Consider the following 22,217-nt stretch of genomic DNA (forward strand, 5'->3'; position numbering starts at 1 on the left):
GCATGTCTACCAATCCTGATCTCATCAAGCTCGTCTTCGGGCGGCTCAGTCTCGAATCGCTGCCGCTGCACGAGCCGATCGTCGTCGGCACTTTCGGCGTGGTCGCGCTCGGCGGCCTCACGCTGCTCGCCGGCCTGACCTATTTCCGCCTGTGGGGCTATCTGTGGCGCGAGTGGTTCACCACCGTCGACCACAAGCGCATCGGCATCATGTACATGATCCTCGGCATCGTCATGCTGCTGCGCGGCTTTGCCGACGCCCTCATGATGCGCCTCCAGCAGGCAATTGCCTTCGGCGGCTCGGACGGGTATCTCAACGCCCATCACTACGACCAGGTCTTCACCGCCCACGGCGTGATCATGATCTTCTTCGTGGCGATGCCGTTCGTCACGGGCCTGATGAACTACGTCGTGCCGCTCCAGATCGGCGCCCGCGACGTGTCGTTCCCGTTCCTGAACAATTTCAGCTTCTGGATGACGGTCGGCGGCGCGGTGCTGGTGATGATGTCGCTGTTCATCGGCGAATTCGCCCGCACCGGCTGGCTCGCTTACCCGCCGCTGTCGAACATCGGCTACAGTCCTGACGTCGGCGTCGACTATTACATTTGGGCGCTGCAGGTCGCCGGCGTCGGCACGACCTTATCGGGCATCAACCTGATCTGCACCATCGTCAAGCTGCGCGCGCCGGGCATGGGCATGATGAAGATGCCCGTCTTCACCTGGACCTCGCTCTGCACCAACGTGCTGATCGTCGCCTCCTTCCCGGTCCTTACCGTCGTGCTCGCGCTGCTCTCGCTCGACCGCTACGTCGGCACCAACTTCTTCACCAGCGACTTCGGCGGCAGCCCGATGATGTATGTGAACCTGATCTGGATCTGGGGTCACCCCGAGGTCTACATCCTGGTTCTGCCGGCGTTCGGTATCTTCTCCGAGGTGACATCGACCTTCTCGGGCAAGCGGCTGTTCGGCTACACCTCGATGGTTTACGCCACTGTCGTCATCACCATCCTGTCGTACCTGGTCTGGCTGCACCACTTCTTCACGATGGGATCGGGCGCCAGCGTCAACTCCTTCTTCGGCATCACCACGATGATCATCTCGATCCCGACGGGCGCGAAGATGTTCAACTGGCTGTTCACGATGTATCGCGGCCGCATCCGCTTCGAACTGCCGATGATGTGGACGATCGCCTTCATGCTGACCTTCGTGATCGGCGGCATGACCGGCGTGCTGCTCGCTGTCCCGCCAGCCGACTTCGTGCTGCACAACAGCCTGTTCCTGATCGCCCACTTCCACAACGTGATCATCGGCGGCGTGGTGTTCGGCGTGTTCGCCGGCATCGGCTACTGGTTCCCGAAGGCGTTCGGCTTCAAGCTCGATCCGTTCTGGGGCAAGCTGTCGTTCTGGTTCTGGGTCACCGGCTTCTACCTCGCCTTCATGCCGCTCTACGTGCTCGGCCTGATGGGCGTAACCCGCCGCCTGCGCGTGTTCGACGATCCGTCGCTGCAGATCTGGTTCGTCATCGCTGCGATCGGCGCTGGCCTCGTCTTCCTCGGCATCCTCTGCATGCTCATGCAGTTCGCCGTCAGCATCCTCCGGCGCGAAGCGCTGAAGGACGTCACTGGCGATCCCTGGGACGCGCGCACGCTGGAATGGGCGACCTCCTCGCCGCCGCCGGACTACAACTTCGCCTTCACCCCCGTCGTTCACGACAACGACGCGTGGTGGGACATGAAGCGCCGCGGCTACAAGCGTCCGCTCGCCGGCTTCAAGCCGATCCATATGCCGAGCAACACCGGCACCGGCATCATCCTCGCCGGTCTGTCGACGGCGATGGCGTTCGGTCTGATCTGGTACATCTGGTGGCTTGCTGCCGTCAGCTTCATCGCGCTGCTCGTCGTCGCGATCGGCCACACCTTCAACTATCACCGCGATTTCGACATCCCGGCCGATGAGGTCGTCCGGACCGAGGAAGCGCGCACCCAACTGCTCGCCGGAGCCAAGTAAATGACGATCGCTGTCAAACCCGACCAGTCTGGCGAGCCGCTGTTCTACCTCGCCGACGAACACCCGCATCCGGAAGGATACAGCACCTCGCTCGGCTTTTGGATCTATCTGATGAGCGACTGTCTCATCTTTGCGATCCTGTTTGCGGCCTTCGGCGTACTTGGCGGCAACTACGCCGCCGGCCCCGCGCCGAAGGATCTGTTCGACCTGTCGCTGGTCGCGGTCAACACCTCGATGCTGCTGCTGTCGTCGATCACTTACGGTTTTGCGATGCTGACGATGCAGCAGAACCGGGTCGGCGCGACGCAGGCCTGGCTCGCGATCACCGGCCTGTTCGGCCTCGCCTTCATCGGCATCGAGCTCTCCGAGTTCGCCCACATGATCCATGAGGGCGCAACCCCGCAGCGCAGCGCCTTCCTGTCGTCGTTCTTCACCCTGGTCGGCACCCACGGCCTGCATGTCAGCTGCGGCCTGATCTGGCTGGTGACCCTGATGACGCAAGTCTGGCGCTTCGGCCTGATCGAGGCCAACCGCCGCCGGCTGATGTGCCTGTCGATGTTCTGGCACTTCCTCGACGTGGTCTGGATCGGCGTTTTCACCTTCGTCTATCTCCTGGGAGTTCTGCGATGAGCACCGACACTCACGCCGCCCACGCGGCCGATCATCATCACGATGCGCATGCGCACGGCTCGCTCTCGACCTATCTGTTGGGCTTCGTGCTCTCGGTGGTGCTGACCGCGATTCCGTTCTGGCTCGTCATGGGCGGGGCGATTCCAAACAAGAACATCACGGCGCTCGTGATCATGGCCTTCGCGGTGGTCCAGATCGTCGTGCACATGATCTACTTCCTGCACATGAACACCAAGGCCGAGGACGGCTGGAGCATGATGGCGATGATCTTCACCATCGTCATGGTCGTGATCGCGCTGTCCGGCTCGCTGTGGGTGATGAATCACCTCAACAGCAACATGATGCCGGTCCACCAGATGAGCGGGATGAAGTGAGCGCATCCGTGAGACACGACGGACGGACAACGCGCAGCCTCGCCAAGGCTGCGCGCCCTTCCCTGTGGCTCACGACGCTCTCTCTCCTTGCTATCGCTATCCTGATCGGCCTCGGCGTCTGGCAGGTCCAGCGGCGCGCCTGGAAGCTCGTGCTGATCGATCGCGTCGAGGCGCGCGTTCACGCCACGACAACCGCGCTGCCGCCGCCCGCGGCCTGGCCCGCGGTCACGGCCGCGAGCGACGAATACCGCCACGTCAGCGTCGCCGGCCGCCTGCTGAATGACCGGGAGACGCTGGTCAAAGCCGTGACGGAGGAAGGCGCCGGCTTCTGGGTGCTGACGCCGCTTCTGCGCGACGACGGCACGATGGTCCTGATCAATCGCGGCTTCGTGCCGGCCGACAAGCGCGATCCCGCGACGCGGCCGGATGGTGACGCATCCGGCACGATCGTGATCAACGGTCTCCTGCGCATGACCGAGCCGAAGGGCGGCTTCCTGCGCGACAACGATCCCGCGCATGATCGCTGGTACTCGCGCGATGTCGCAGCGATCGCCGCCGCGCGCGGACTTAATGATGAGGTCGCGCCCTTCTTCATCGATGCCGACGCAGCCCCCAACGCCGGCGTCTATCCGATCGGCGGATTGACCGTGATCCGCTTTCCCAATAACCACCTGATTTACGCGCTGACATGGTTTGCGCTGGCCTTTATGCTGGCCGGCAAACTATTCGTCACATTCGGCGGCGGGCTGTTCCGCCGCGGGCGCTTTGTCCACGAAAGGGCCGGCAAGACCGCCGCCCGCGGGACGGGATCAGATGCTGGAACGATCGTCGAGCCGACCTGAGAAGGGAAAGCTCTCTCTCGGACATGACGCGGCTGCGCTTCCTGCGCAGGTGGACGGCCGCACCGAGCTGACCGCGACATCCCTGCCCTCGCCGACCGACGACGAGACCAACCGCAAGAACATGGCGCTGCTGATCCAGCTGCGCTGGACCGCGGTCGTCGGCCAGATCATCACGATCGGGGCGGCGCATTTCGGGCTCGGCATCGAGCTGCCGCTCGCGCGGATGGGCGCGGTGATCTCGGCGCTGGTGCTGCTCAACATTTCGAGCCTGGTCTGGGTGCGCCACCGTGCCGCGATCACCAACAACGAGCTGCTGGTCGCGCTGATGCTCGACGTCGCCGCACTCACCGCTCAGCTTTACCTCAGCGGGGGCGCCACCAATCCCTTCACCTCGTTGTTCCTGTTGCAGGTGACGCTGGGGGCAGTGCTGCTCGATGCCCGCTCGACCTGGTCGCTGGTGGCGCTGACCTGCGCCGCCTTCGTCTGGCTGACGCTCGCCTACCGGCCGCTGGACCTGCCGCATAACCCCCTGAGCGACACCTACAGCCTAACCGTCGTCGGCATGCTCTTCGGCTTCGCGCTCAACGCCGTGCTGCTGGTGGTGTTCGTGACTCGCATCAACAGGAACCTTCGCGAGCGCGATGCACATCTGGCGGCGCTGCGCCAGCATGCCGCCGAGGAGGATCACATCGTCCGCATGGGCCTGCTCGCCTCGGGCGCAGCGCATGAGCTCGGCACGCCGCTCGCCTCGCTCTCGGTCATCCTCAACGACTGGCGCCGCATGCCGGAGCTTGGCGGCCGCGACGAGCTCGCCGAGGATCTCGCCGAGATGGAGACCTCGCTGCAACGCTGCAAATCGATCGTGACCGGCATCCTGGTCTCCGCTGGCGAAGCCCGCGGCGAGGGCTCGGCGCCGACGACCGTGGCGGCCTTCCTGACCGCGCTGGTCGAGGAATGGCGCAACGCGCGCTCGGCGCGCACGCTCTACTTCACCAACACTTTTGGCGAGGACGTCGCGATCGTCTCCGACATCGCGCTGAAGCAGGTGATCTTCAACGTGCTCGACAACGCTTACGAGGTCTCGCGCGACTGGGTCGAGCTGTTGGCCGAGCGCGAGGACGACAAGCTCGTGCTGTCGATCAGCGACCGCGGCCCGGGCTTTGCGCGGGAGATGCTGGCGCAGCTCGGAAAACCCTACCAGTCGAGCAAGGGCCGCGCCGGCGGCGGGCTCGGCCTGTTCCTGGTGGTCAACGTCGTGCGCAAGCTTGGGGGCATGGTGACCGCGGAGAACCACAGGAAGCGCGGCGCCACCGTGCGGCTCGTGCTGCCTCTCTCCACGCTTGCCATCGGAGGCGGTTTTGACGCCTGAGCAGTCCCTGATCATCGTCGAGGACGACGCGAGCTTTGCGCGCACGCTGAAGCGCTCATTCGAGCGCCGCGGCTATTCCGTCGTGATCGCCGCCTCGATCGAGGAGGTCCGCAAGGAGCTCGAGGACAAATCGTTCGGCCACGCCGTCGTCGACCTCAAGCTCGGCGGCGCCTCCGGTCTTGCCTGTGTCGAGCTGCTGCACACCCATGATCCCGACATGCTGATCGTGGTGCTCACGGGCTTTGCCAGCATCGCCACCGCAGTGGAGGCAATCAAGCTCGGGGCCTGCCACTATCTCGCAAAGCCCTCCAACACCGACGACATCGAAGCCGCGTTCCAGAAGGCCGAAGGCAATGCCGAGGTGGCGCTAGACGCGCGTCCCACCTCGATCAAGACGCTGGAATGGGAACGCATCCACCAGACGCTGATCGAGACGGATTTCAATATCTCGGAAGCCGCACGTCGCCTCGGCATGCACCGCCGCACGCTGGCCCGGAAGCTCGAGAAGCGGCCGGTGAAGTGAGCGGGCCTTGCCTGGCCGTGATCTAGTCACCCTACGCACCGCACCAAAAAAAAAGCCCGGCTTGAAGCCGGGCTTAAGTTACGGGAACGATGAACGCCGCGGCTAATTCGGCGCGGCGCGATCAATATTTCGCAACCACCGGTCCGCCGAACTGGTACGCCAAACCGACCGACACGGCATGGGTCTTCAAGCTCTGGTTCATGAAGACGGAATCGACTGTCTGCGGGAAGAATTCGTGGTCGACGTGCCCGAAATCGGCGTAGCGATATTCGGCCCGCGCAAGCCAGTTGCTCCAAACCTTGGCTTCGATGCCGCCGCCCACGGTCCACCCGGTTGCCACCTTGTGGAACGTTTCGGTGCGATCGAGGATGCACCACGGCCCGGTGCGCATGCAGTTCGCAGTCAGCGAGACGTCCTGCCAGGCAATACCACCGGTGCCGAACAGCATCACGCTCGGAGCAACCAGCCAGCCGACGCGGCCGCGAATGCTCGCATCCCAACCGAGCTTTACGGTGGTGCTATCGATCGCAATGAGAGAGGCGGGGGTGCTACCCCCCCAGGTGCCGGGGACGCCGGCAAGCGTCTTGTTGTTGTCCGCCCAGGCAACATCGCCCTCGATGCCGATCACCCAGGACGGCGCGACCTGCCAGTTGTAGCCAGCATAGCCACCGCCACGAAACGACGTGCTGTTGAAGCTGGCGGGGTTGCCCTGGAGAAGCAGGGACGACCCACCTGCCCAGACAGGATCCTCCAAGGCTGTCGAGGTCCAGGTCGTATCGGACCAGCGGGCCCCCACATCTGCGCCGAGATAAAACCCGGTCCAGCTCTCGACTGCGGCCGCCGCGGGCGCCTTGGTATAGGGACGGGCGGCAAGGTCGGCGGCGTGGGCGGCGCCCATCCCGGCAACGGCGGCAAACGCCGCGGCGAACAGAACTCGCTTCATCTAGAGAACCTCAAGTCAGTCAGATCGGCTCGCGCCGTGGCGGTGCCCGACCTCGATGGTCACACCTTAGTGTCACCGGCAAGCTAGCAACGACCGCGCCCGCCCTCTTGGACGGAGGCGACTACCATATGGACTCGCACGAAATCGACAGCGGTTCTGTCACCATGTGTTGCGCGGCCGCGACACACCGGTCGGCCGCGCGACCGGAACTTCGCCTGTGGCGCCATCGCAAGGCTGGCGCGACAACCTTCTCCGCACTATTCGTTTGTTGCGGACGCTGACGTTCGTCAATGTGCTGCAAAAGCCCACACGAGGAGACCGCCCCGTGACCACGCTTGTCGAGCGTCTTGACCTGTCCGCCGTATTGCCGCGTGCGCGCGATCGGCGCGAGACCGAAACCGTCGAGTTTGCACAGGCCGCGCTCGCAGCGGCCAAGCAGGAGGGCCTGCAGCTGGCGGTGCGGGCGCGCTATGTCGCGCTCACGGTGATCGCCTGCCTGCTCATCTACATCAATCCGGTATGGGACCAGCTTTATTATGTGGCGTTGCTCGGTCTGTTCGCACTGATTGGCTGGGCCCAGGTCAGGGTTGGGCGGGTCGGCGTGTCGAGGCCGGAGCTGGCGCTGTTGTTCTGCGACCTCGCACTGCTGACTTTGATCCTCGTCGTGCCGAATCCGTTCGTTTCCGCGCGCTTGCCCGTGGCGATGCAACTCCATTTCGGCAACTTCATCTATTTCTTCGTGCTGCTGTCGGGTGCGACGCTGGCCTACTCCTGGCGGACCGTCATCGCAGTCGGAACGTGGACTGCGGCTCTTTGGAGCATCGGCGTTGCCTGGGTGTGGTGGCAACCGGATCGCGCCCCTGAACTGACCGCCCGCATCGCCGCAGCGCTCGGCAGCGATCACAGGCTGTTTCAGTTGATCTCGCCAAGTTCGATCGCGCTCGGCACGCGCATCCAGGAAATCGTCGTGTTCATGATCGTCGCGGCGACGCTCGCCCTGGCGGTGCGCCGCAGCAACGATCTCCTGATCCGCCATGCCGCAGTGGAGCGCGAACGCGGCAATCTCGCGCGCTACTTCTCGCCGAACGTGGTCGAGGAATTGTCGCGGCATGACGAGCCGCTGAAGCAGGTACGCACGCAAAACGTCGCGGTTCTGTTCGTCGACATCGTCGGCTTCACGGCCTTTGCCGACGCGCGAACACCGGAAGACGTCGTGCGCACATTGCGCGAATTCCACGCGCTGATGGAACAGGAGGTGTTCCGCCACAGCGGGACGCTCGACAAATATCTCGGCGACGGGTTGATGGCGACCTTCGGCACGCCCTTCGTCGGCAAGCTTGATGCCATCCACGCGCTACGCTGTGCCCAGGCGATGATGGCGGCCGCGGATCGCTGGAACGAGCAGCGCAAAGCGGCCGGCGAGTCTCCGATCCGCGTCAGCTTTGGCCTGCATTACGGACCCGTCGTGCTCGGCGATATCGGGGTGACCTGTCTCGAATTTGCGGTGATCGGCTCGACAGTGAACGCGGCAAGCCGGCTCGAATCCCTGACGCGCACGCTCGGCTGTGCGCTGGTGGCCAGCGACGATCTCGTCAGGCGCGCCAGGATCGAGCTCGGCGAGGCCGACGCGGCGTTTCGTCCGCTGATGGCCCAGGCCCCGCAGGTCGTCCGCGGCCTCGAGCAGCCGATCGCGATCTGGACGCAGGCGCGCGCTGGAGAGCCGTAGAATCGGACAGCTCCGCCGGCGTCGTCAATGCGATCTTCTTGACTGGGTTCGTATGCCACTCGGCGACTCGCCAAAGCGCGAGTGAAACGATCGATTGAAATAGGAGATGTCGGAAAAGCCGACCTCCAATGCAATGTCGGAAATCAGTCTCGGGCTCGCGGCCGGCTCCGTCAGAAGCGCGAACGCCCGTTGCAGGCGCAGCTCGTTCACCTGGGCGGTAAAGGATGATCCCGAGGTTTCGAGCAGCCGCTGCAGGTAGCGAGGAGAAACGCCTTGGCTATGCGCGACCGTATCCAGATTGAGTTCCGGATCGTCGAAGTGGGCACCGATATAGTCCAATACGGCGGCCAATCGGGTCGCCACCACCGCGCTGGCGTTGCTCTCACCTGACAAATGCTCACGGCTCAGCATCATTGCCGCAAGATCATGAACGTGCGTCGCCACCAGGCTACGTAGATCGGACGTGGCCAGGCGAAGCTCGTCCCATAGCGGACGCATATAGCTTCTAATGAGCCGCAGGGTGGTCTGCTCGCGCGGGATAGGCTGCATCGTCGGCTCATCGAGATTGCTCAGGCGCGACGCAAGCTCAGCGCGCGGGATCACCAGAGCGAAGTAGCTTCCTTCTGCAAAGCTCGCGCTCCCCCTGCTCCTGTGATGCACTGCGACTGCATCGCCCGCGCGGAGCGTCACCTCCCGGCCCCGCTGAGATACGACACAGTCCTTCGTCATGTTGATGATGAGCGCAATTGATCCATCAGCATCGGGCCCATCGCTCGTGCGGCGAAATCGAAGCGGCGATGAGGTGGAAGAGAACGCATTCAGCCCCGGCAGGATACGCAACGTCGACCTGGCGTGGAATGGAATATCCGACAACGGCTCGATATCGACGCGAAGGATCTTGTCGCCGAATTCCTCGCGCCACATGGACAGGCGCTTTCGCTGGGGAAACTTGTCGGTCGAAAGTCGAAATGTTGCGAGTTCAGGCAAGCATTCCGACGTCTGGCGCTTTCCTGTTTCACTCATGAGCTTCGACCTCAGACGCGCCTCAAAACCCCGCTAAGCAGGAGCGGAATCGAGGCGTGAGATGCTCTGTTGTCGCGCGCACCGGGTGGTACACCACTCCGGTGGAGCATGGGGGCATCTGCTGCTTGACTCGATTCGCAGAGTCACGTGGTTGACTCCTTCGATCAGCATCTTGCCGGCAACTTATTCAGCCGAACCACAATCCGAGCGTGTTGACAATTCGCGTACCCAGGTTCGGTGCTGCCGTTCGCAATTGACCAAGAAGAACTGCCGTTCGTTTGCTAGTCTGGCAAGTTAAGGTGCGCAGGAAAATAGCATATTTCAATTTGTCGTGGCGGGATGTGAGCTGGTTCACTTTTCGCGCATATCCGACGGAAGGAGATTGCCATGAAGAAGATGTTCTTGATGGTTGTAATTGGGCCGGCGATGGTAGTCGGCTTCTCCGCAGGGGCAGCAGAACTTCCAAGCTTTGAACTGACGGGCTTTCCGATCACGTGGCACCAGGTTGCGGTGATGGGGGCATCCGGAGTTCAGGAGCAGTCGCCCACCCCGATGCTGGAGGCTGCTGGTATGCCTGCTTCTCCCCACCAGATCGCCGTCCTGACTCCGCGTCAGAGCATGATCGCGCAGCAGAAGGCGCCGAAACTGACGACCGTCGGGTTCTCTTCGCGGTAGTAGAGCGGCCTGTGATATTACCATGCATCCCGCTAACAGCTTTGCAGATGCCATTTTGACGCAAGCATGATTTCAGGAGCCGCCTCGGACATTCCTTATCCGGGGCGGCGGCAACCGGGTCCGGTGCGCCGTTTCGCCACACAGTGACTGGTTACCTCCGTCTGCACGATCAAGTTGGACACGCGCACGTCGTCTGAGCGCGTGCATGTGAGTACAACCCGAACGAGGACCTGCATGCGCAAGTATGTCTGGCTCCTGAGATTGCTGATCGCGGGCACTATCGCTGGAGGCAACTTCGCCAGCACCGCCGTCGGCAATTTCGGGCATCAATTGGTCGACAAGGACGCCCTGCCCTCCGTCGATGCCGAACTCGTCATTGCCGTCGATGTCTCCTATTCGATGGACGAGGACGAGCTTGTCGTCCAGCGCGAAGGCTACGCGCAGGCCGTCATCTCCGATGAATTTCTCCAGGCGCTCAAGGCCGGGCCAAGCAAGAGGCTGGCCGTGACCTATTTCGAATGGTCTGCATCGGATGATCAGAGGATCATCGTGCCCTGGAGGCTCATCGACGGTCCGGAGTCCGCAGATGCGCTGGCCGCCGAGATCATGAAAACGCCGGTTCGCCGGGGCTCCCGCACGTCGATTTCCGGCGCGATCCATTTTGCAATTCCGCTGTTCGACCAAAACCCGTACCACGGGCTGCGACGCGTGATCGATATTTCCGGCGATGGTGCGAACAACGAAGGGCCCCCGGTTACCAAGGCGCGGAATGCGGCGCTGGAGAAGGGCATCACGATTAACGGCCTGCCGATCATGGTGAAAGGCGCGACCGTTTCGATGATGGATATCGATGACCTTGATTTTTACTACGAGGATTGCGTGATCGGAGGCCCGGGCTCGTTTATGCTGGCAATCAGGGAGCGCGAGAAGTTCAAGGAGGCAATCAAGACCAAGCTCACGCTGGAGGTCGCCGGCCGAACACCGGCGTACCGGATCGTCCCGGCGGCCGAAAGCGGGCCGAGGGTGTCCTGTGGCATCGGCGAGGAAATATGGGAGAGACGAAGCCGGTGGTGAGCATCGGCAAGCGGCTGGCGAACGGGCGAGTGAAAAGGTGAGCTATTGGCTCGACGCGTCCGATCGCAGGAAGGAAACTATTCTTGCTCTGTCGTCGGCAGATGCCAGTCCGCTGTATGGTTTCATGCTGTTGCCCGGTATCAACTCGTCCGGATTGGCGATGAAGCGCTCGAGCTTATCTTCGTCCCAGACGAGGTCCGCCCCCTTCATCGCGCTCGAGTAGTTATAATCCGGCAGCGAGCCGGCCTTCCTTCCGACGATCCTGTACAGATGCGGGCCCAAGCGATTGTCGCCGTCCTTGATCGTGTGGCAGGTCCGACATGCATTGTTGAACGCTCGTTGTCCTGAGGCGGCATCGAGACTTTGTTGCCCCGGCTGCTGTCCATGGGAAGGCGAATACAGCATGCACGCCACCCCGCCGAGGGCCACGAGTGCGCTCACCCAACCGATGTGCTGCACATGCGCGTCTCGCAACCGGCCGAACTTCGGCAAGGCAAGGCGCGCCAGGAACTGCGGCTGCTTCATTTGATCACCTCGCTGGCGCAGCGACTATGCGACTCAAGGCGGTGTCGAAGTCCCGTATCTCACCAGCATCTTGCAATTGGCGGATCGGCGCTGGAATTCAAATGAAATTGTCTGCCAGGGCGCTGCGCTACCGCGTTCCGTACGCGCGGTCGCCGGCATCGCCGAGGCCCGGCAGGATGTAGCCGTGCTCGTCGAGCCCTTCATCGATGGCTGCCGTCCAGATCGGGACGTCCGGATGCAGGCCGCGGATCCGCTCGAGGCCTTCGGGCGCGGCGATCAGGCAGGCGAGCCGGATATCCTTCGCGCCGCGCTCCTTCAGCCGGTCGACCGCAGCCACTGCCGTGTTGGCCGTTGCAAGCACCGGCGTCACCACGATCGCGAGCCGTTCGCCGAGGTCGGACGGCGACTTGAAGAAATATTCGACGGCCGCGAAGCTGTGCGGTTCGCGATAGAGCCCGATATGGGCGACGCGCGCGGTGGGGACCAGATCCATCATGCCGTCGACGAACGTCGTGCCGGCACGCAGCACCGGAACGAACACCAGCTTCTTGCCGGCGATCTTGGCCGACTGCATGCGCGCAAGCGGCGTGTCGACGACGACCTCGGCGAGCGGAAGATCGCGCGTGACCTCGTAGCACAGGAGCATGCCGATCTCCTTGACGAGCTCACGGAAGGATTTTGTCGAGATGGACTTGTCCCGCACCAGCGTCAGCTTGTGCTGGACCAGGGGATGATCGACGATCGTGACGCCTTCCATGACGTGATGCTCCCAAAAAATGAGCTTTGATTGAATCGCGATCAGCCGAGATCTTTTCCTTCTCCCCTTGTCGGAGAGGGGCACAGCGTGCACGCGGGTCCGCAATCGGTCGAACCAAATCTCATGGCTTAGAAAACCGTCCCATCGCTGATGACCTTGATCGGCGGCGCGCCGTCGGGGCGCCGCGCAAAGGCAGCGGCGCGGCCCGCAGCCCAGGTGCCGCCTTCCAAAATGCTTGCAAGCGGCAACGAGGTGCGATCGCGACCGAGCCGCGCGCGGACATGCTCGGCGAGCCGGTCCAACAAGGCGACCGTCAGTGCCCGCCACTCCACGACGAGGAGGGAATCCACTCCGTGAGAGCGCTCCGAATCCAGAGCATCGCGCAGAACAAGCACATCGAGATCGACGAACAAGCCGCCGTTGCGGTATTCCGCGAGCCCGGTGAGGCCGTCGATGTCGGTCACGTCAAAGCCGGCGCGCTGCAAGGGCTCGATCAGCGAATAGCTCAGCCATTGCGACAGCTTGTGCAGGGGCACGAGGCCTGTGGTCGCGTCATCGGTCTTGATCGCGGGGTGGCGCCAGCAATCGCCGAGCGCAATGCCGGCAAGCTCGAGTCGCGACGGCCAGATCGGTCCGAGCTGGCTCAGCACTTCGGCGAGAATGACTGGTGCGGCGATCGCGCCGCTCACGGCTCTTGCCGCGAGGTGATCGAACAACCCACCCGGACGCGGCCGATCATGCGTACCGAAGACCTGCAGACGAGACGCCACCAGCTGCCCCAGGCGCCGCAACAAATCCGTGCGTCCCTCAAGGCCCAGCAGCGGATTGCTGTCCGTGACCTGAAAGCCGGACTCGAGCCGCGCGAGCGGGAGTTGTGCGATCACATCCGCATCGACGCGGAAGGGAGAGCGCGGGTCACCGGAAAACGCGCCCCTTGCGTACATGTCGAGGCTTGCCAGGGCAAGCCCCTCGGAGCGGCCGATGTCCTGCCCCGTCATGGCATCGCGGTAGCGCCAGGCAGCGCCGGCGCCTGCATCCAGCAGCACGCTGACGATGGCGAGATCGAACTCGGCGCGCGCCCGCGCGGCGCGATCCGGCCAGGACACGGTGTCCGCGAGGCGCGACCAACGGTCGGCGCCGCCGAGGACGAAGTGCCGCCAACGTGCGTGAAAGGGAATATCCAGCGCAGGATAGGACCGCCGCGTGACCGCGAGCACGGCATCCACGACAGCGTCCATGCGATCGAGATGAACCGTGAAATGCGTCAGTCCGCCGTCGAGGCCGATGTCGAGCATCTGCGCGGCGCGCGCGCGGACCGCTTCCGCCGAGAGCAGCGATCGGGCCTCTCGTTCTGTGGCCGCCGCCATCACGTGACTCAATATTTCTCCAGCGAGCGTCCGACCGTGTCGGTCAAGTCCTTCGCTGTCGGAATCTCTTCGGCGTAGTATCCGGCCGCCTTCTTGGCGGCGATCTCGACATGCGCATCGGCCGGAATGAGCTCCAGCGGGATCGGCACGCGCTCGACGATATCGATGCCCTGCCCCGTAAGCGCGTCATATTTCATGTCGCTCATCGACAGGAAGCGATCGATGCGCTTCAGGCCGAGCCAGTGGATCGTGTCCGGCATCAGTTGCTGGAAGCGTGCATCTTGCACGCCGGCAACGCATTCGGTCCGCTCGAAATAGGCGGCGGCTGCGTCGCCGTCCTCCTGGCGCTTGCGGGCATTGTAGACCAGGAATTTCGTGACCTCGCCGAGCGCCCGTCCTTCCTTGCGGTTGTAGACGACGAGCCCAAGCCCACCCTCCTGCGCGCCGCGCGCGGATTCCTCGATGCCGTGAATGAGGTAGGGGCGGCAGGTGCAGATGTCGGAGCCGAACACGTCCGAGCCGTTGCATTCGTCGTGCACGCGGCAGGTGATCCTGGTACGATGATCGGGCAGCTTCGCCACGTCGCCGAACAGATAGACCGTGGTGCCGCCGATCGGTGGCAGGAATACCTTCATGTCGGGCCGCGTCACGAGCTCGGGGAACATTCCCGCGGTCTGCTCGAACAAGGTGCGCCGCAGCTCGGTCTCACTGGCGCCGAAGCGCTTGGCAAGGCCGGGCAGATACCAGACCGGATCGATCGCGATCTTCACCACCGACACGCTGCCATTGGCGTGCACGACCTCGCCGTCCGGCTTCAGCCGCTTGGCGACCAGCGCGCCGCGGATTTCCGGCAGGTCCAGCCGCGCGCGCGTCACCGCGATGCTCGGCCGGATGTCGGCGCCTTCGGCGATTTCTTTACGGAAATTCTCGGCGACGAGATGCCCCCAGGGGTCGAGCGCGACGATCTTTTCCGGATCGCTCCATTGCGGGAACGGCCCGATGGTCGCGGCCGGAAACGTGTTGGTGAGATCGGGACGCCGGATCGGATCGAGCGCGCCGGCGGAGACCGCGAGCGCACGATAGACGGCATAGGAACCGCCATGGCTGCCGATGACGTTGCGGTCCTGGGCGCGCGACACCGTGCCGACGATCGGCCCCCGCGCGCGCGCGTCCGCGGCGCCCCATTGAATCGGAAAGGCCGCCTTTCCGCCCGGCTCCGGATGGGAGGTGAGGCGAATATGTTCGGTACGGTTTGAGCGGCTCATAACCAGGCTCCTATAAAGCCAACGGCCCGCCTGTCGGACGGGCCTAGCGCGGTCACGGGGCAAAGCCATTCATGACCGATCTCAATAACATAGCAGTTCATCTCTTAATCGCCAGTGTTGTATCCAACAGTTGTTCCCTCATTCCGGGGCGCGCGGCAGCGCGGGCCGGACCGAAAGGAGGTCGAACAGCTGAATCCGCAGTTCCTGCGTGGACGGGAGATGCGTAATGCCCGCCTGATCTCAAGGGCTTCGTGATACTGGTTCGGATTTGGCGCAGAGAGCCAAGCGCCGTCGCCAAGGGCACGCAGAAGGAATCGAACCCGCCGGCCGAACTACGCGACCAACGCGCATGATGTTGACATTACTGATGAAGTCGCGCTTTTTCGCTGTCGCCCTAGGCAGGGCTGCACTTGAGCTGACACCTGCTACCGAGACCGATCCGCTGCGCATGGACGCGATCGTCCAGGCGCTTGACGCGACGCTGAAGGCCGCGAAAGCCCGACAGGCCAACCTGAAGGAGCGGATGGAGGACGTGCTTGCGCGCGCCGCCGTGGCGGCCGGCAATGACGCAGATGAATTCGTCGATCGCGACGACGGCGACAAACGGCGACTGCGGAGCCTCGAGGTGGAGCTGATCGACGGCGAACGCGACCTGAAGGAGCTCGTCGCCCAGATCGGCCACCTCGAGTTTCTGAAGGCCGAGCTGCTTGCGCGCTTTCCCGACTGCAAGCCGGTCAAGCCGGTTCGGAAATCCGCATCGCTGATCCGGGGCTGGCCTCGGCTTCGACGTCGGCTCCCGCATCTTGCGGAAGCAAGCAATCGGCGTTGACGCAACGCCCGAAACACAATTCGAGGACCAGCTGCCGGACGAGGTGTCCGCCGCCAAAACACAAAGCCCGGCCGAACGGCCGGGCTTTTGAATGCTAGCGTGAGCCGAAGCTGCTTACGCCGCCTCGTCGGCGACCGCCGTATCGTCGCCATCGGTATCGTCGATATCGCCCTCGGTGTCCGCATCGGCCTCGCCCTCGGCGGCTTCGGCCTTGGCATTGGTGCGGCGCGGGCTCTTGGCGAGCTGCGCCTCGATCTCCTTGACCGCTTCGGTCTCGGTCGAGTGCTGCACCACCGCAATCTCGCGGGAGAGACGATCGAGCGCCGCTTCATAGAGCTGGCGTTCGGAGTAGGACTGCTCGGGCTGCGATTCGGAGCGGTAGAGGTCGCGCACGACTTCCGCGATCGCGACGATGTCGCCCGAATTGATCTTCGCTTCGTATTCCTGGGCGCGGCGCGACCACATGGTGCGCTTGACGCGGGCGCGGCCCTTGAGGGTCTCCAGCGCCTTCTTGACCAGCGCCGGCTCGGACAGCTTGCGCATGCCGACATTGGCGACCTTGGCGGTCGGAACGCGCAGCGTCATCTTGTCCTTGATGAAGTTGATGACGAACAGCTCGAGCTTGGCCCCGGCGATCTCCTGCTCCTCGATGGCCAGGATCTGGCCGACGCCGTGAGCGGGATAAACGACGAATTCATTGGCCTTGAAGCCCTGACGCTGGGTCACGACCTTCTTTTCCTCGACCTTCGGCGCAGCGGCAGCCGGCTTCACGGCGGGCTTGGCAGCAGCGACGGGGGCTTTGACGGGAGCCTTGGCGGCGACAGGCGTCTTGGGCGCAGCGGCAACAGGCGCTTTCACGGCAGGCTTGACCGCAGCCTTGGCAGCCGCGGGCTTGGAAACGGTCGCTTTCGCGGCCGGCTTGGCAGTCTTGTGAGGCATTGCGCTTCTTTTCTTCGAGGACTTTGCAGCCGTGTGCTTAGTCGCCGCACGACCCTTGGATGCGCTACGGCTGGCCGCGGCGACTTTTTTGGCATCCTTATGGGACGCCTTAGCAGAAGTACTCTTTTTACGCGTTTTCTGTGACACAGCCTGCGCGCGGAAAACTGCCACGCCCCTGTTCGACATGAGGTTTCACGGGAACCCAGAGGGGCCAACGGGGCTGACGGGGTTCGGCTCAATGTGCCCAATATAGCACATTTCCCGCAAAAATCAATGATTTAGGGGTTTTTTGGCCTGTTTACGGCGCTGACTAAGGTATTAGGGTTAAGTTTGACCCGAGTTAGTCTCCAGAACCGGGGTTTTGAGAAAAATATTTCTCAAACTTGCCTTCCTTGCCGTCGAATTCCTTCGCGTCCTCCGGCGAATCTTTCTTCTGGGTGATGTTCGGCCAGCTCTTGGCGTATTCGGCGTTCACTTCCAGCCACTTTTCGAGGCCGGGTTCCGTGTCCGGCTTGATGGCGTCAGCCGGGCATTCCGGCTCGCACACGCCACAATCGATGCATTCGTCGGGGTGGATGACCAGCATGTTCTCGCCCTCGTAGAAGCAATCTACCGGGCACACCTCGACGCAGTCGGTGTACTTGCACTTGATGCAGTTTTCAGTGACGACGTAAGTCATCCAACGCTCCGAAAAGCTCTCTCAAATTCGCGGCTTGCGTAGCGCGTAAATACCGACGCCGCAAGATCGGGAACGGCCGATCACGACGGGTTTTCGCACGTCTTCGGCCAAGAAGTGAACGCCAAGCGCAATTAATTACTCTTTGCGCTCATTCAACTCCTCATACAGCACGCGCGCCGAATTTGCGTCGCCGCGCCGCTCGGTGAAGGCGACCACCTTCATCACCCGCACGGTGCGATCGAGCGCGATCGTCAGGACGTCGCCGGTCTTGATCGCATGCCCGGGCGAAGTCTCGCGCACGCCGTTGACGCGGACATGGCCGCTTTCGACCAGCTCGGCTGCAGACGTGCGCGCCTTCACCACGCGAGCGTGCCACAGCCATCTGTCGATCCGCTGGCGCTCGGTCGTGGCGCTATTCCTTTTGACGCGTTTTCTTCACGCGAACCGCTCCGCACTTCGCTCGAAAACGCTACGCTACTCCTTGCGGCCGGCAAGCTGCTCTTTCAGCGCGGCGAGCTTTGCGAAGGGCGAGTTCGGATCGATCGGGCGATCGCGTTCGCGCGGGGAAGCGCTGGAGGCATAGGGGCGATGTGACGGACCGGATTCGCGGTCGCGACGATCGCGGCCCTTGTCGCGGTCGCGGCCACGGCCGCCGTCGCGATCGCCGAACTTGCCCTTGCCCCGATCGCGATCCTTGTCGCGGTCCTTGTTACGTTCCTGGCCCTCGAACCGGCGGCCCTTGTCGTCACGCGGCTCGCGGCGTTCGCCGCCCTCGCCCTGCTCGCGTCCCTTGCGAAAATCCTTGCGACCGCCACCGTGACGATGGCGTTCGCCGGGCTTTGCGGCATCAGCGGCTGCAGCTTCGCCCTCTGCGGGCGCGGCCTGCGCGCCTTCCTGCGGACGCGGCTGATGATGGCGGGGGCGGTGCCGCTCGTGGCGCGGCTTGCGGTCCTCGTGACGGCCGCCGGGACGCCAGACCTCGACGAGCTGCGGCTCGGCGGGGGCAGCTTCCGCAGGCGCGGCGGCGTCAGTCGATGCGGCGGCTTCCACGGCGGCAGCAGCGTCAGCCGGCGCGGCCTCGGTGACGGCTTGAACGGTTGCAGCTTCTTCCGCCGGCGGTGCGATGCCGGGTGCATCCTCGGGCGTCACCGGCGCATCGGGCGTGGCCTCGAGCGCGGGCTCGGCGTGAGGCTCTTCCTCATGCTGCTCCATGCCCGGCGCATCCTCGACGGTAACCGGCTCGACTGCGCCCTCAACGGCAGGCGCTGCGTCATCCGCCGGCACTTGGGCAACGGCCTCAGCGACCGTCTCGCTCGACGTTTCCGCGGTGCCTTCAGCGGGCGGCGTCTCGACCGCGACCGTCTCTGCCACGACGGGTTTCGGCGGCAGCGGCGCGCGCTTCTCCATGCGATAGCCGAGCGCGCGCAGCACCGAGGCAAAATCTTCGCCGGCCGAGCCGGTCAGCGAGGTCATCGCCTGCGTCACGACAAAGCCGCGGCCGTCGAACGCCCCTAGCGGCTTCGCGCCGGGCGAGGTCTCGCGCCAGGCCAGCGCGGGACGGATCAGATCGGCCAGACGCTCCAGGATGTCGACGCGCACGGCGCGCTCGCCGCACTGCTTGTAGCCGAGCACGCGATAGGCATCGCGCGGCAACGCCTTGTCGGCGGGGAACGAGGTGCGGCCCGAGCTCGCCAGATGCTGCGCGCCCGACAGTGCTGACAGATCGACATTGTCGTGCTTCAGCGCCCAGAGCAGCGCGGCCAGCGCACGCCCGGCGGGCTTGAGCAGCTGCGGGAAATAGAGGTGATAGGCGCCGAACCGCACGCCATACTTGCGCAGCGTCGCGCGCGAGGGCTGGTCGAGATCCTTCAGCTCATTGGCGATCTTCGGCCGCTCCAGAACGCCGAGCGCCTCGACGAGCTGATAGGCGATGCCGCGGGCGATGCCGGTGACGTCCTCGGCCTTCGACAGCTCGAACAGCGGCCCGAGCAGCTTTTCGACATGCGTCTTGAGCCAGAGCTCGAGCCGCGCCTGCACCTTTTCACGCGGGGCCCCGGTGAGGCGCTCGTCGGAGATGATGCGCAAGCGCGGATGCAGCGCTTCCTCTGCGGCAACGAGACGCGCCACGGCATCGCCGGTCCAGCGGATGGTGCCTTCCGAGGTCAGCACGAACTGCTCGTCGGGCGCAGCGCCCAGTTTCTCGGCACGCGCATTGATCTCGCCGGCGAGCACCGCCTGCGCAGCAGCCTGCAAGGCTTTCGCATCGGAGCCTGCTTCCGCAGCATCCGGTGCAAAGGTGAACCCATCAAGACGGCCGATGACGTGGCCTTCGACGATGACTTCGCCGGTCTTGCCGATTTCAGTATTCAAGCTCGTGTTCTCCCGCAGGCGGCGCATCAATACACTGGTACGACGATCAACGAAACGCTCTGTAAGCCGTTCATGGAGCGCATCTGACAATTTATTTTCGACATCCCGCGTGCCCCCCTGCCAGCGTTCGGGGTCTTTCAGCCAGTCCGGGCGGTTGGCGACGAAGGTCCAGGTGCGGATATGCGCGATCCGGCCCGACAGCGTGTCGATGTCGCCGTCGATGCGGTCGGCCTGGTCGACCTGGGCGGCGAACCAGTTATCCGGGATGCAGCCCTTGTCGATCAGGAAGCCGTAGAGCGTGGTGACGAGCTCGGCATGGGCCGCCGGCGAGAGTTTCCGGTAATCGGGGACCTGGCAGGCCTCCCACAGCCGTTCCACCGCCGCCTTGCCGTGCGCCTTGTCGCGGACCTCGCCGTCGCGGGCGGCGTGATCGAGCACGCGCATGTCCTCGGCGATCGGCGCGCGCGTCAGCGCCTCATGGCCGGGCGGCAGGTTCAGCGAGACCTGGAGCGCGCCGAGCGAGGAGAAATCGAGCTTCGAATTGCGCCACTGCAATACCTTCACCGCATCGAAGGTGTGGTTCTGCAGCGCATTGACGAGCTCGGGCTCGAACGGCGCACAGCGACCGGTTGTTCCGAAGGTGCCATTGCGCGTGGCGCGGCCGGCGCGTCCTGCGATCTGCGCGAACTCGGCCGGAGTTAAGCGGCGGAACTGATAGCCGTCGAACTTGCGGTCGGAGGCGAATGCGACGTGGTCGACGTCGAGATTGAGGCCCATGCCGATCGCATCGGTGGCGACGAGATAATCGACGTCGCCGTTCTGGTACATCGCAACTTGAGCATTGCGCGTGCGCGGCGAGAGCGAGCCGAGCACGACGGCGGCGCCGCCATGCTGGCGGCGGATCAGCTCGGCGATCGCGTAGACCTCATCGGCCGAGAACGCGACGATCGCGGTGCGCCGCGGCTGCCGCGTGATCTTGCGGTCGCCGGCAAATTCAAGGCTGGAGAGCCTGGGACGCGTGATCATGGAAGCGCCGGGCAACAGACGCTCGATGATCGGGCGCATGGTCGCAGCACCCAGCAGCAGCGTCTCATCGCGGCCACGGCGATTGAGGATGCGATCGGTGAAGACATGGCCGCGCTCGAGATCGGCTGCGATCTGCACCTCGTCGACGGCGAGAAAGGAAACATCGAGATCGCGCGGCATGGCCTCGACGGTCGAGACCCAGTAGCGCGGATTCCTCGGCTTGATCTTCTCCTCGCCGGTGACCAGCGCAACGCTCTCGATGCCGGCGCGATCGGCGATCTTGTTATAGACCTCGCGCGCGAGCAGCCGCAGCGGCAGCCCGATCATGCCGGACGAATGCGAGAGCATCCGCTCGATGGCGAGATGCGTCTTGCCGGTATTGGTCGGCCCGAGCACCGCAGTGACGCCCGCGCCAGGCGCGCGCTCGGAAGCAAAGGAGGAGGGAGGAAAGGCCATTCTGGGGATTAGCTAGTCGTGATTGGGCCGTTTGTCAGTGGCGTTTGGGGGCGGAGGGTTTGCCACACACACCGCTGTCATCGCCCGGCTTGACCGGGCGATCCAGTATTCCAGAGGCGGTGCTTGAGCCGAGAAGCCGCGGCGTACTGGATGCCCCGGTCAAGCCGGGGCATGACAGCGGAATATGTGGGTGCATCGCCCGCCTCCCCCGCAACTGTCTCATTTTGCAACGCTTTCTCGCCCGCACTTAAGCTTCGGAACGACTCCGGAACGAATCGCGGCCGAATCGCTGACTCCCCCTTGCTTCCGGATTCGTTCACGCAGCATCTCGTGCCAGGTCGTTTTCAGGCGCACTAGATGGAGTTTTGGCCGTCGGCACAAGCGGCGTTTTCGGGGCGAGTTCCTTAATGTTGGGGACGGGCCGGAGTCGAATCAGAATCGACTGAGAGTCAAATGGATTCATCAGCCGTAGCCCGGATGGAGCGAAGCGGAATACGGGGGGCCTTGCGGTCCGCGCATCCCGGACTTCGCTTTGCTACATCCGGGCTTCTGTAACGGGCCCTGGTTAGTCAATCCCTTTTTGCGTCATCCACTCGCCAGGAACCTGCTTCTGTACGGGATCGGCGCTGTGGCCGTCGCCTGATGGGATTCTAGAGAGGAGCAGGTCGGCCAATCTACGGAACGCGTGATCACATCGGGGATGCGTCGACAACCCGGATGACGGCCTGACCTGATCCATCGTCCCGGCGAAGGGACTCCGCTTCGGGAAGGCTGGTGTCCTGACCCGCCCGAAACCTTTGTTCGCTCCTCTGCTAAGCC

The 22,217-nt window shown here is 63.9% G+C and carries 20 protein-coding genes; 10 read left to right on the forward strand and 10 right to left on the reverse strand.

Features of this window, described 5'->3' with window-relative positions; genetic code table 11:
- Positions 1-2 precede the first annotated feature (2 nt).
- The 6 genes from cyoB to YUU_RS0134835 are packed head-to-tail and all read left to right on the forward strand — an operon-like array spanning position 3 to position 5,744.
- Positions 3-2,006, forward strand: coding sequence for a cytochrome o ubiquinol oxidase subunit I (gene cyoB, locus YUU_RS0134810; RefSeq protein WP_027526501.1), 2,004 nt, complete (start codon positions 3-5; stop codon positions 2,004-2,006).
- A complete protein-coding gene (gene cyoC, locus YUU_RS0134815) occupies positions 2,007-2,636 on the forward strand; it encodes a cytochrome o ubiquinol oxidase subunit III (RefSeq protein WP_027526502.1) in 630 nt (209 codons plus the stop codon). It begins immediately after the preceding gene.
- A complete protein-coding gene (gene cyoD, locus YUU_RS0134820; RefSeq protein ID WP_027526503.1) occupies positions 2,633-3,010 on the forward strand; it encodes a cytochrome o ubiquinol oxidase subunit IV in 378 nt (125 codons plus the stop codon). The genes cyoC and cyoD overlap by 4 nt, the downstream gene beginning before the upstream one ends.
- Positions 3,011-3,018: 8 nt before the next feature.
- On the forward strand, positions 3,019-3,852 hold the full coding sequence (locus YUU_RS0134825; RefSeq protein ID WP_027526504.1) for an SURF1 family protein: 834 nt from the start codon (positions 3,019-3,021) through the stop codon (positions 3,850-3,852).
- A complete protein-coding gene (locus tag YUU_RS0134830) occupies positions 3,824-5,221 on the forward strand; it encodes an ATP-binding protein (protein WP_027526505.1) in 1,398 nt (465 codons plus the stop codon). The genes YUU_RS0134825 and YUU_RS0134830 overlap by 29 nt, the downstream gene beginning before the upstream one ends.
- Positions 5,211-5,744 (forward strand): response regulator transcription factor, encoded by a 534-nt coding sequence (locus YUU_RS0134835; RefSeq protein ID WP_027526506.1) that lies wholly within the window; start codon positions 5,211-5,213, stop codon positions 5,742-5,744. Before YUU_RS0134830 ends, YUU_RS0134835 begins: the two co-directional genes overlap by 11 nt.
- 121 nt (positions 5,745-5,865) lie before the next feature.
- On the opposite strand, the gene YUU_RS0134840 is transcribed toward YUU_RS0134835, so the two are convergent.
- Positions 5,866-6,687: an outer membrane protein gene (locus tag YUU_RS0134840; RefSeq protein ID WP_027526507.1), complete on the reverse strand. Its 822-nt coding sequence runs from the start codon at positions 6,685-6,687 to the stop codon at positions 5,866-5,868.
- Between the two features lie 325 nt (positions 6,688-7,012).
- Between YUU_RS0134840 and YUU_RS52640 the strand changes: the two genes are divergently transcribed.
- Positions 7,013-8,413 (forward strand): adenylate/guanylate cyclase domain-containing protein, encoded by a 1,401-nt coding sequence (locus YUU_RS52640; RefSeq protein WP_084801677.1) that lies wholly within the window; start codon positions 7,013-7,015, stop codon positions 8,411-8,413.
- A 24-nt stretch (positions 8,414-8,437) separates the two neighbouring features.
- Here the strand turns inward: YUU_RS52640 and YUU_RS0134850 are convergent, their stop codons facing one another.
- Positions 8,438-9,436 (reverse strand): AraC family transcriptional regulator, encoded by a 999-nt coding sequence (locus tag YUU_RS0134850; RefSeq protein ID WP_051390037.1) that lies wholly within the window; start codon positions 9,434-9,436, stop codon positions 8,438-8,440.
- Positions 9,437-9,823: 387 nt separating this feature from the next.
- Here YUU_RS0134850 and YUU_RS0134855 point away from each other — a divergent pair, with 387 nt between their 5' ends.
- Positions 9,824-10,111: a hypothetical protein gene (locus tag YUU_RS0134855; protein ID WP_035664194.1), complete on the forward strand. Its 288-nt coding sequence runs from the start codon at positions 9,824-9,826 to the stop codon at positions 10,109-10,111.
- 234 nt (positions 10,112-10,345) lie between these two features.
- Positions 10,346-11,185 (forward strand): DUF1194 domain-containing protein, encoded by an 840-nt coding sequence (locus tag YUU_RS0134860; protein ID WP_027526510.1) that lies wholly within the window; start codon positions 10,346-10,348, stop codon positions 11,183-11,185.
- 42 nt (positions 11,186-11,227) lie between these two features.
- Here the strand turns inward: YUU_RS0134860 and YUU_RS0134865 are convergent, their stop codons facing one another.
- The 4 genes from YUU_RS0134865 to YUU_RS0134880 form a co-directional block, all read right to left on the reverse strand.
- On the reverse strand, positions 11,228-11,710 hold the full coding sequence (locus YUU_RS0134865; protein ID WP_371260534.1) for a cytochrome c family protein: 483 nt from the start codon (positions 11,708-11,710) through the stop codon (positions 11,228-11,230).
- Between the two features lie 127 nt (positions 11,711-11,837).
- On the reverse strand, positions 11,838-12,467 hold the full coding sequence (gene upp, locus YUU_RS0134870) for a uracil phosphoribosyltransferase (RefSeq protein WP_027526512.1): 630 nt from the start codon (positions 12,465-12,467) through the stop codon (positions 11,838-11,840).
- A 128-nt stretch (positions 12,468-12,595) separates the two neighbouring features.
- Positions 12,596-13,834: a URC4/urg3 family protein gene (locus YUU_RS0134875; RefSeq protein WP_027526513.1), complete on the reverse strand. Its 1,239-nt coding sequence runs from the start codon at positions 13,832-13,834 to the stop codon at positions 12,596-12,598.
- A gap of 8 nt (positions 13,835-13,842) precedes the next feature.
- Entirely contained in the window at positions 13,843-15,099 is a 1,257-nt protein-coding gene (locus YUU_RS0134880; RefSeq protein ID WP_027526514.1) for a GTP cyclohydrolase II, read from the reverse strand.
- A 367-nt stretch (positions 15,100-15,466) separates the two neighbouring features.
- On the opposite strand from YUU_RS0134880, the gene YUU_RS52645 reads away from it, so the two are divergent.
- Positions 15,467-15,928 (forward strand): hypothetical protein, encoded by a 462-nt coding sequence (locus YUU_RS52645; protein WP_051390038.1) that lies wholly within the window; start codon positions 15,467-15,469, stop codon positions 15,926-15,928.
- A gap of 114 nt (positions 15,929-16,042) precedes the next feature.
- Here YUU_RS52645 and YUU_RS0134890 read toward each other — a convergent pair whose 3' ends face one another.
- From YUU_RS0134890 to YUU_RS0134905, 4 genes are all read right to left on the reverse strand, one after another.
- Positions 16,043-16,867 (reverse strand): CarD family transcriptional regulator, encoded by an 825-nt coding sequence (locus YUU_RS0134890; RefSeq protein WP_084801675.1) that lies wholly within the window; start codon positions 16,865-16,867, stop codon positions 16,043-16,045.
- Between the two features lie 340 nt (positions 16,868-17,207).
- Positions 17,208-17,546, reverse strand: a complete 339-nt coding sequence (gene fdxA / locus YUU_RS0134895) for a ferredoxin FdxA (RefSeq protein ID WP_027526516.1) — start codon at positions 17,544-17,546, stop codon at positions 17,208-17,210.
- Positions 17,547-17,681: 135 nt separating this feature from the next.
- Complete coding sequence (locus tag YUU_RS0134900; RefSeq protein ID WP_084801676.1) at positions 17,682-17,936, reverse strand: RNA-binding S4 domain-containing protein; 255 nt, start codon at positions 17,934-17,936, stop codon at positions 17,682-17,684.
- A gap of 84 nt (positions 17,937-18,020) precedes the next feature.
- On the reverse strand, positions 18,021-21,398 hold the full coding sequence (locus YUU_RS0134905; RefSeq protein WP_027526518.1) for a helicase-related protein: 3,378 nt from the start codon (positions 21,396-21,398) through the stop codon (positions 18,021-18,023).
- Positions 21,399-22,217: the final 819 nt, after the last annotated feature.

This window comes from Bradyrhizobium sp. Ec3.3, from assembly GCF_000472925.1.
Classification (GTDB): Bacteria; Pseudomonadota; Alphaproteobacteria; order Rhizobiales; family Xanthobacteraceae; genus Bradyrhizobium.

Bases quoted from the DNA above. Each gene is read 5' to 3' on its own strand.
- cyoB (WP_027526501.1), top strand. From the start codon at position 3: ATGTCTACCAATCCTGATCTCATCAAGCTCGTCTTCGGGCGGCTCAGT.
- cyoC (WP_027526502.1), top strand. From the start codon at position 2,007: ATGACGATCGCTGTCAAACCCGACCAGTCTGGCGAGCCGCTGTTCTAC.
- cyoD (WP_027526503.1), top strand. From the start codon at position 2,633: ATGAGCACCGACACTCACGCCGCCCACGCGGCCGATCATCATCACGAT.
- YUU_RS0134830 (WP_027526505.1), top strand. From the start codon at position 3,824: ATGCTGGAACGATCGTCGAGCCGACCTGAGAAGGGAAAGCTCTCTCTC.
- YUU_RS0134840 (WP_027526507.1), bottom strand. From the start codon at position 6,687: ATGAAGCGAGTTCTGTTCGCCGCGGCGTTTGCCGCCGTTGCCGGGATG.
- YUU_RS0134850 (WP_051390037.1), bottom strand. From the start codon at position 9,436: ATGAGTGAAACAGGAAAGCGCCAGACGTCGGAATGCTTGCCTGAACTC.
- YUU_RS0134855 (WP_035664194.1), top strand. From the start codon at position 9,824: ATGAAGAAGATGTTCTTGATGGTTGTAATTGGGCCGGCGATGGTAGTC.
- YUU_RS0134860 (WP_027526510.1), top strand. From the start codon at position 10,346: ATGCGCAAGTATGTCTGGCTCCTGAGATTGCTGATCGCGGGCACTATC.
- YUU_RS0134865 (WP_371260534.1), bottom strand. From the start codon at position 11,710: ATGAAGCAGCCGCAGTTCCTGGCGCGCCTTGCCTTGCCGAAGTTCGGC.
- upp (WP_027526512.1), bottom strand. From the start codon at position 12,467: ATGGAAGGCGTCACGATCGTCGATCATCCCCTGGTCCAGCACAAGCTG.
- YUU_RS0134875 (WP_027526513.1), bottom strand. From the start codon at position 13,834: ATGGCGGCGGCCACAGAACGAGAGGCCCGATCGCTGCTCTCGGCGGAA.
- YUU_RS0134880 (WP_027526514.1), bottom strand. From the start codon at position 15,099: ATGAGCCGCTCAAACCGTACCGAACATATTCGCCTCACCTCCCATCCG.
- YUU_RS52645 (WP_051390038.1), top strand. From the start codon at position 15,467: ATGAAGTCGCGCTTTTTCGCTGTCGCCCTAGGCAGGGCTGCACTTGAG.
- YUU_RS0134890 (WP_084801675.1), bottom strand. From the start codon at position 16,867: ATGCCTCACAAGACTGCCAAGCCGGCCGCGAAAGCGACCGTTTCCAAG.
- fdxA (WP_027526516.1), bottom strand. From the start codon at position 17,546: ATGACTTACGTCGTCACTGAAAACTGCATCAAGTGCAAGTACACCGAC.
- YUU_RS0134905 (WP_027526518.1), bottom strand. From the start codon at position 21,398: ATGGCCTTTCCTCCCTCCTCCTTTGCTTCCGAGCGCGCGCCTGGCGCG.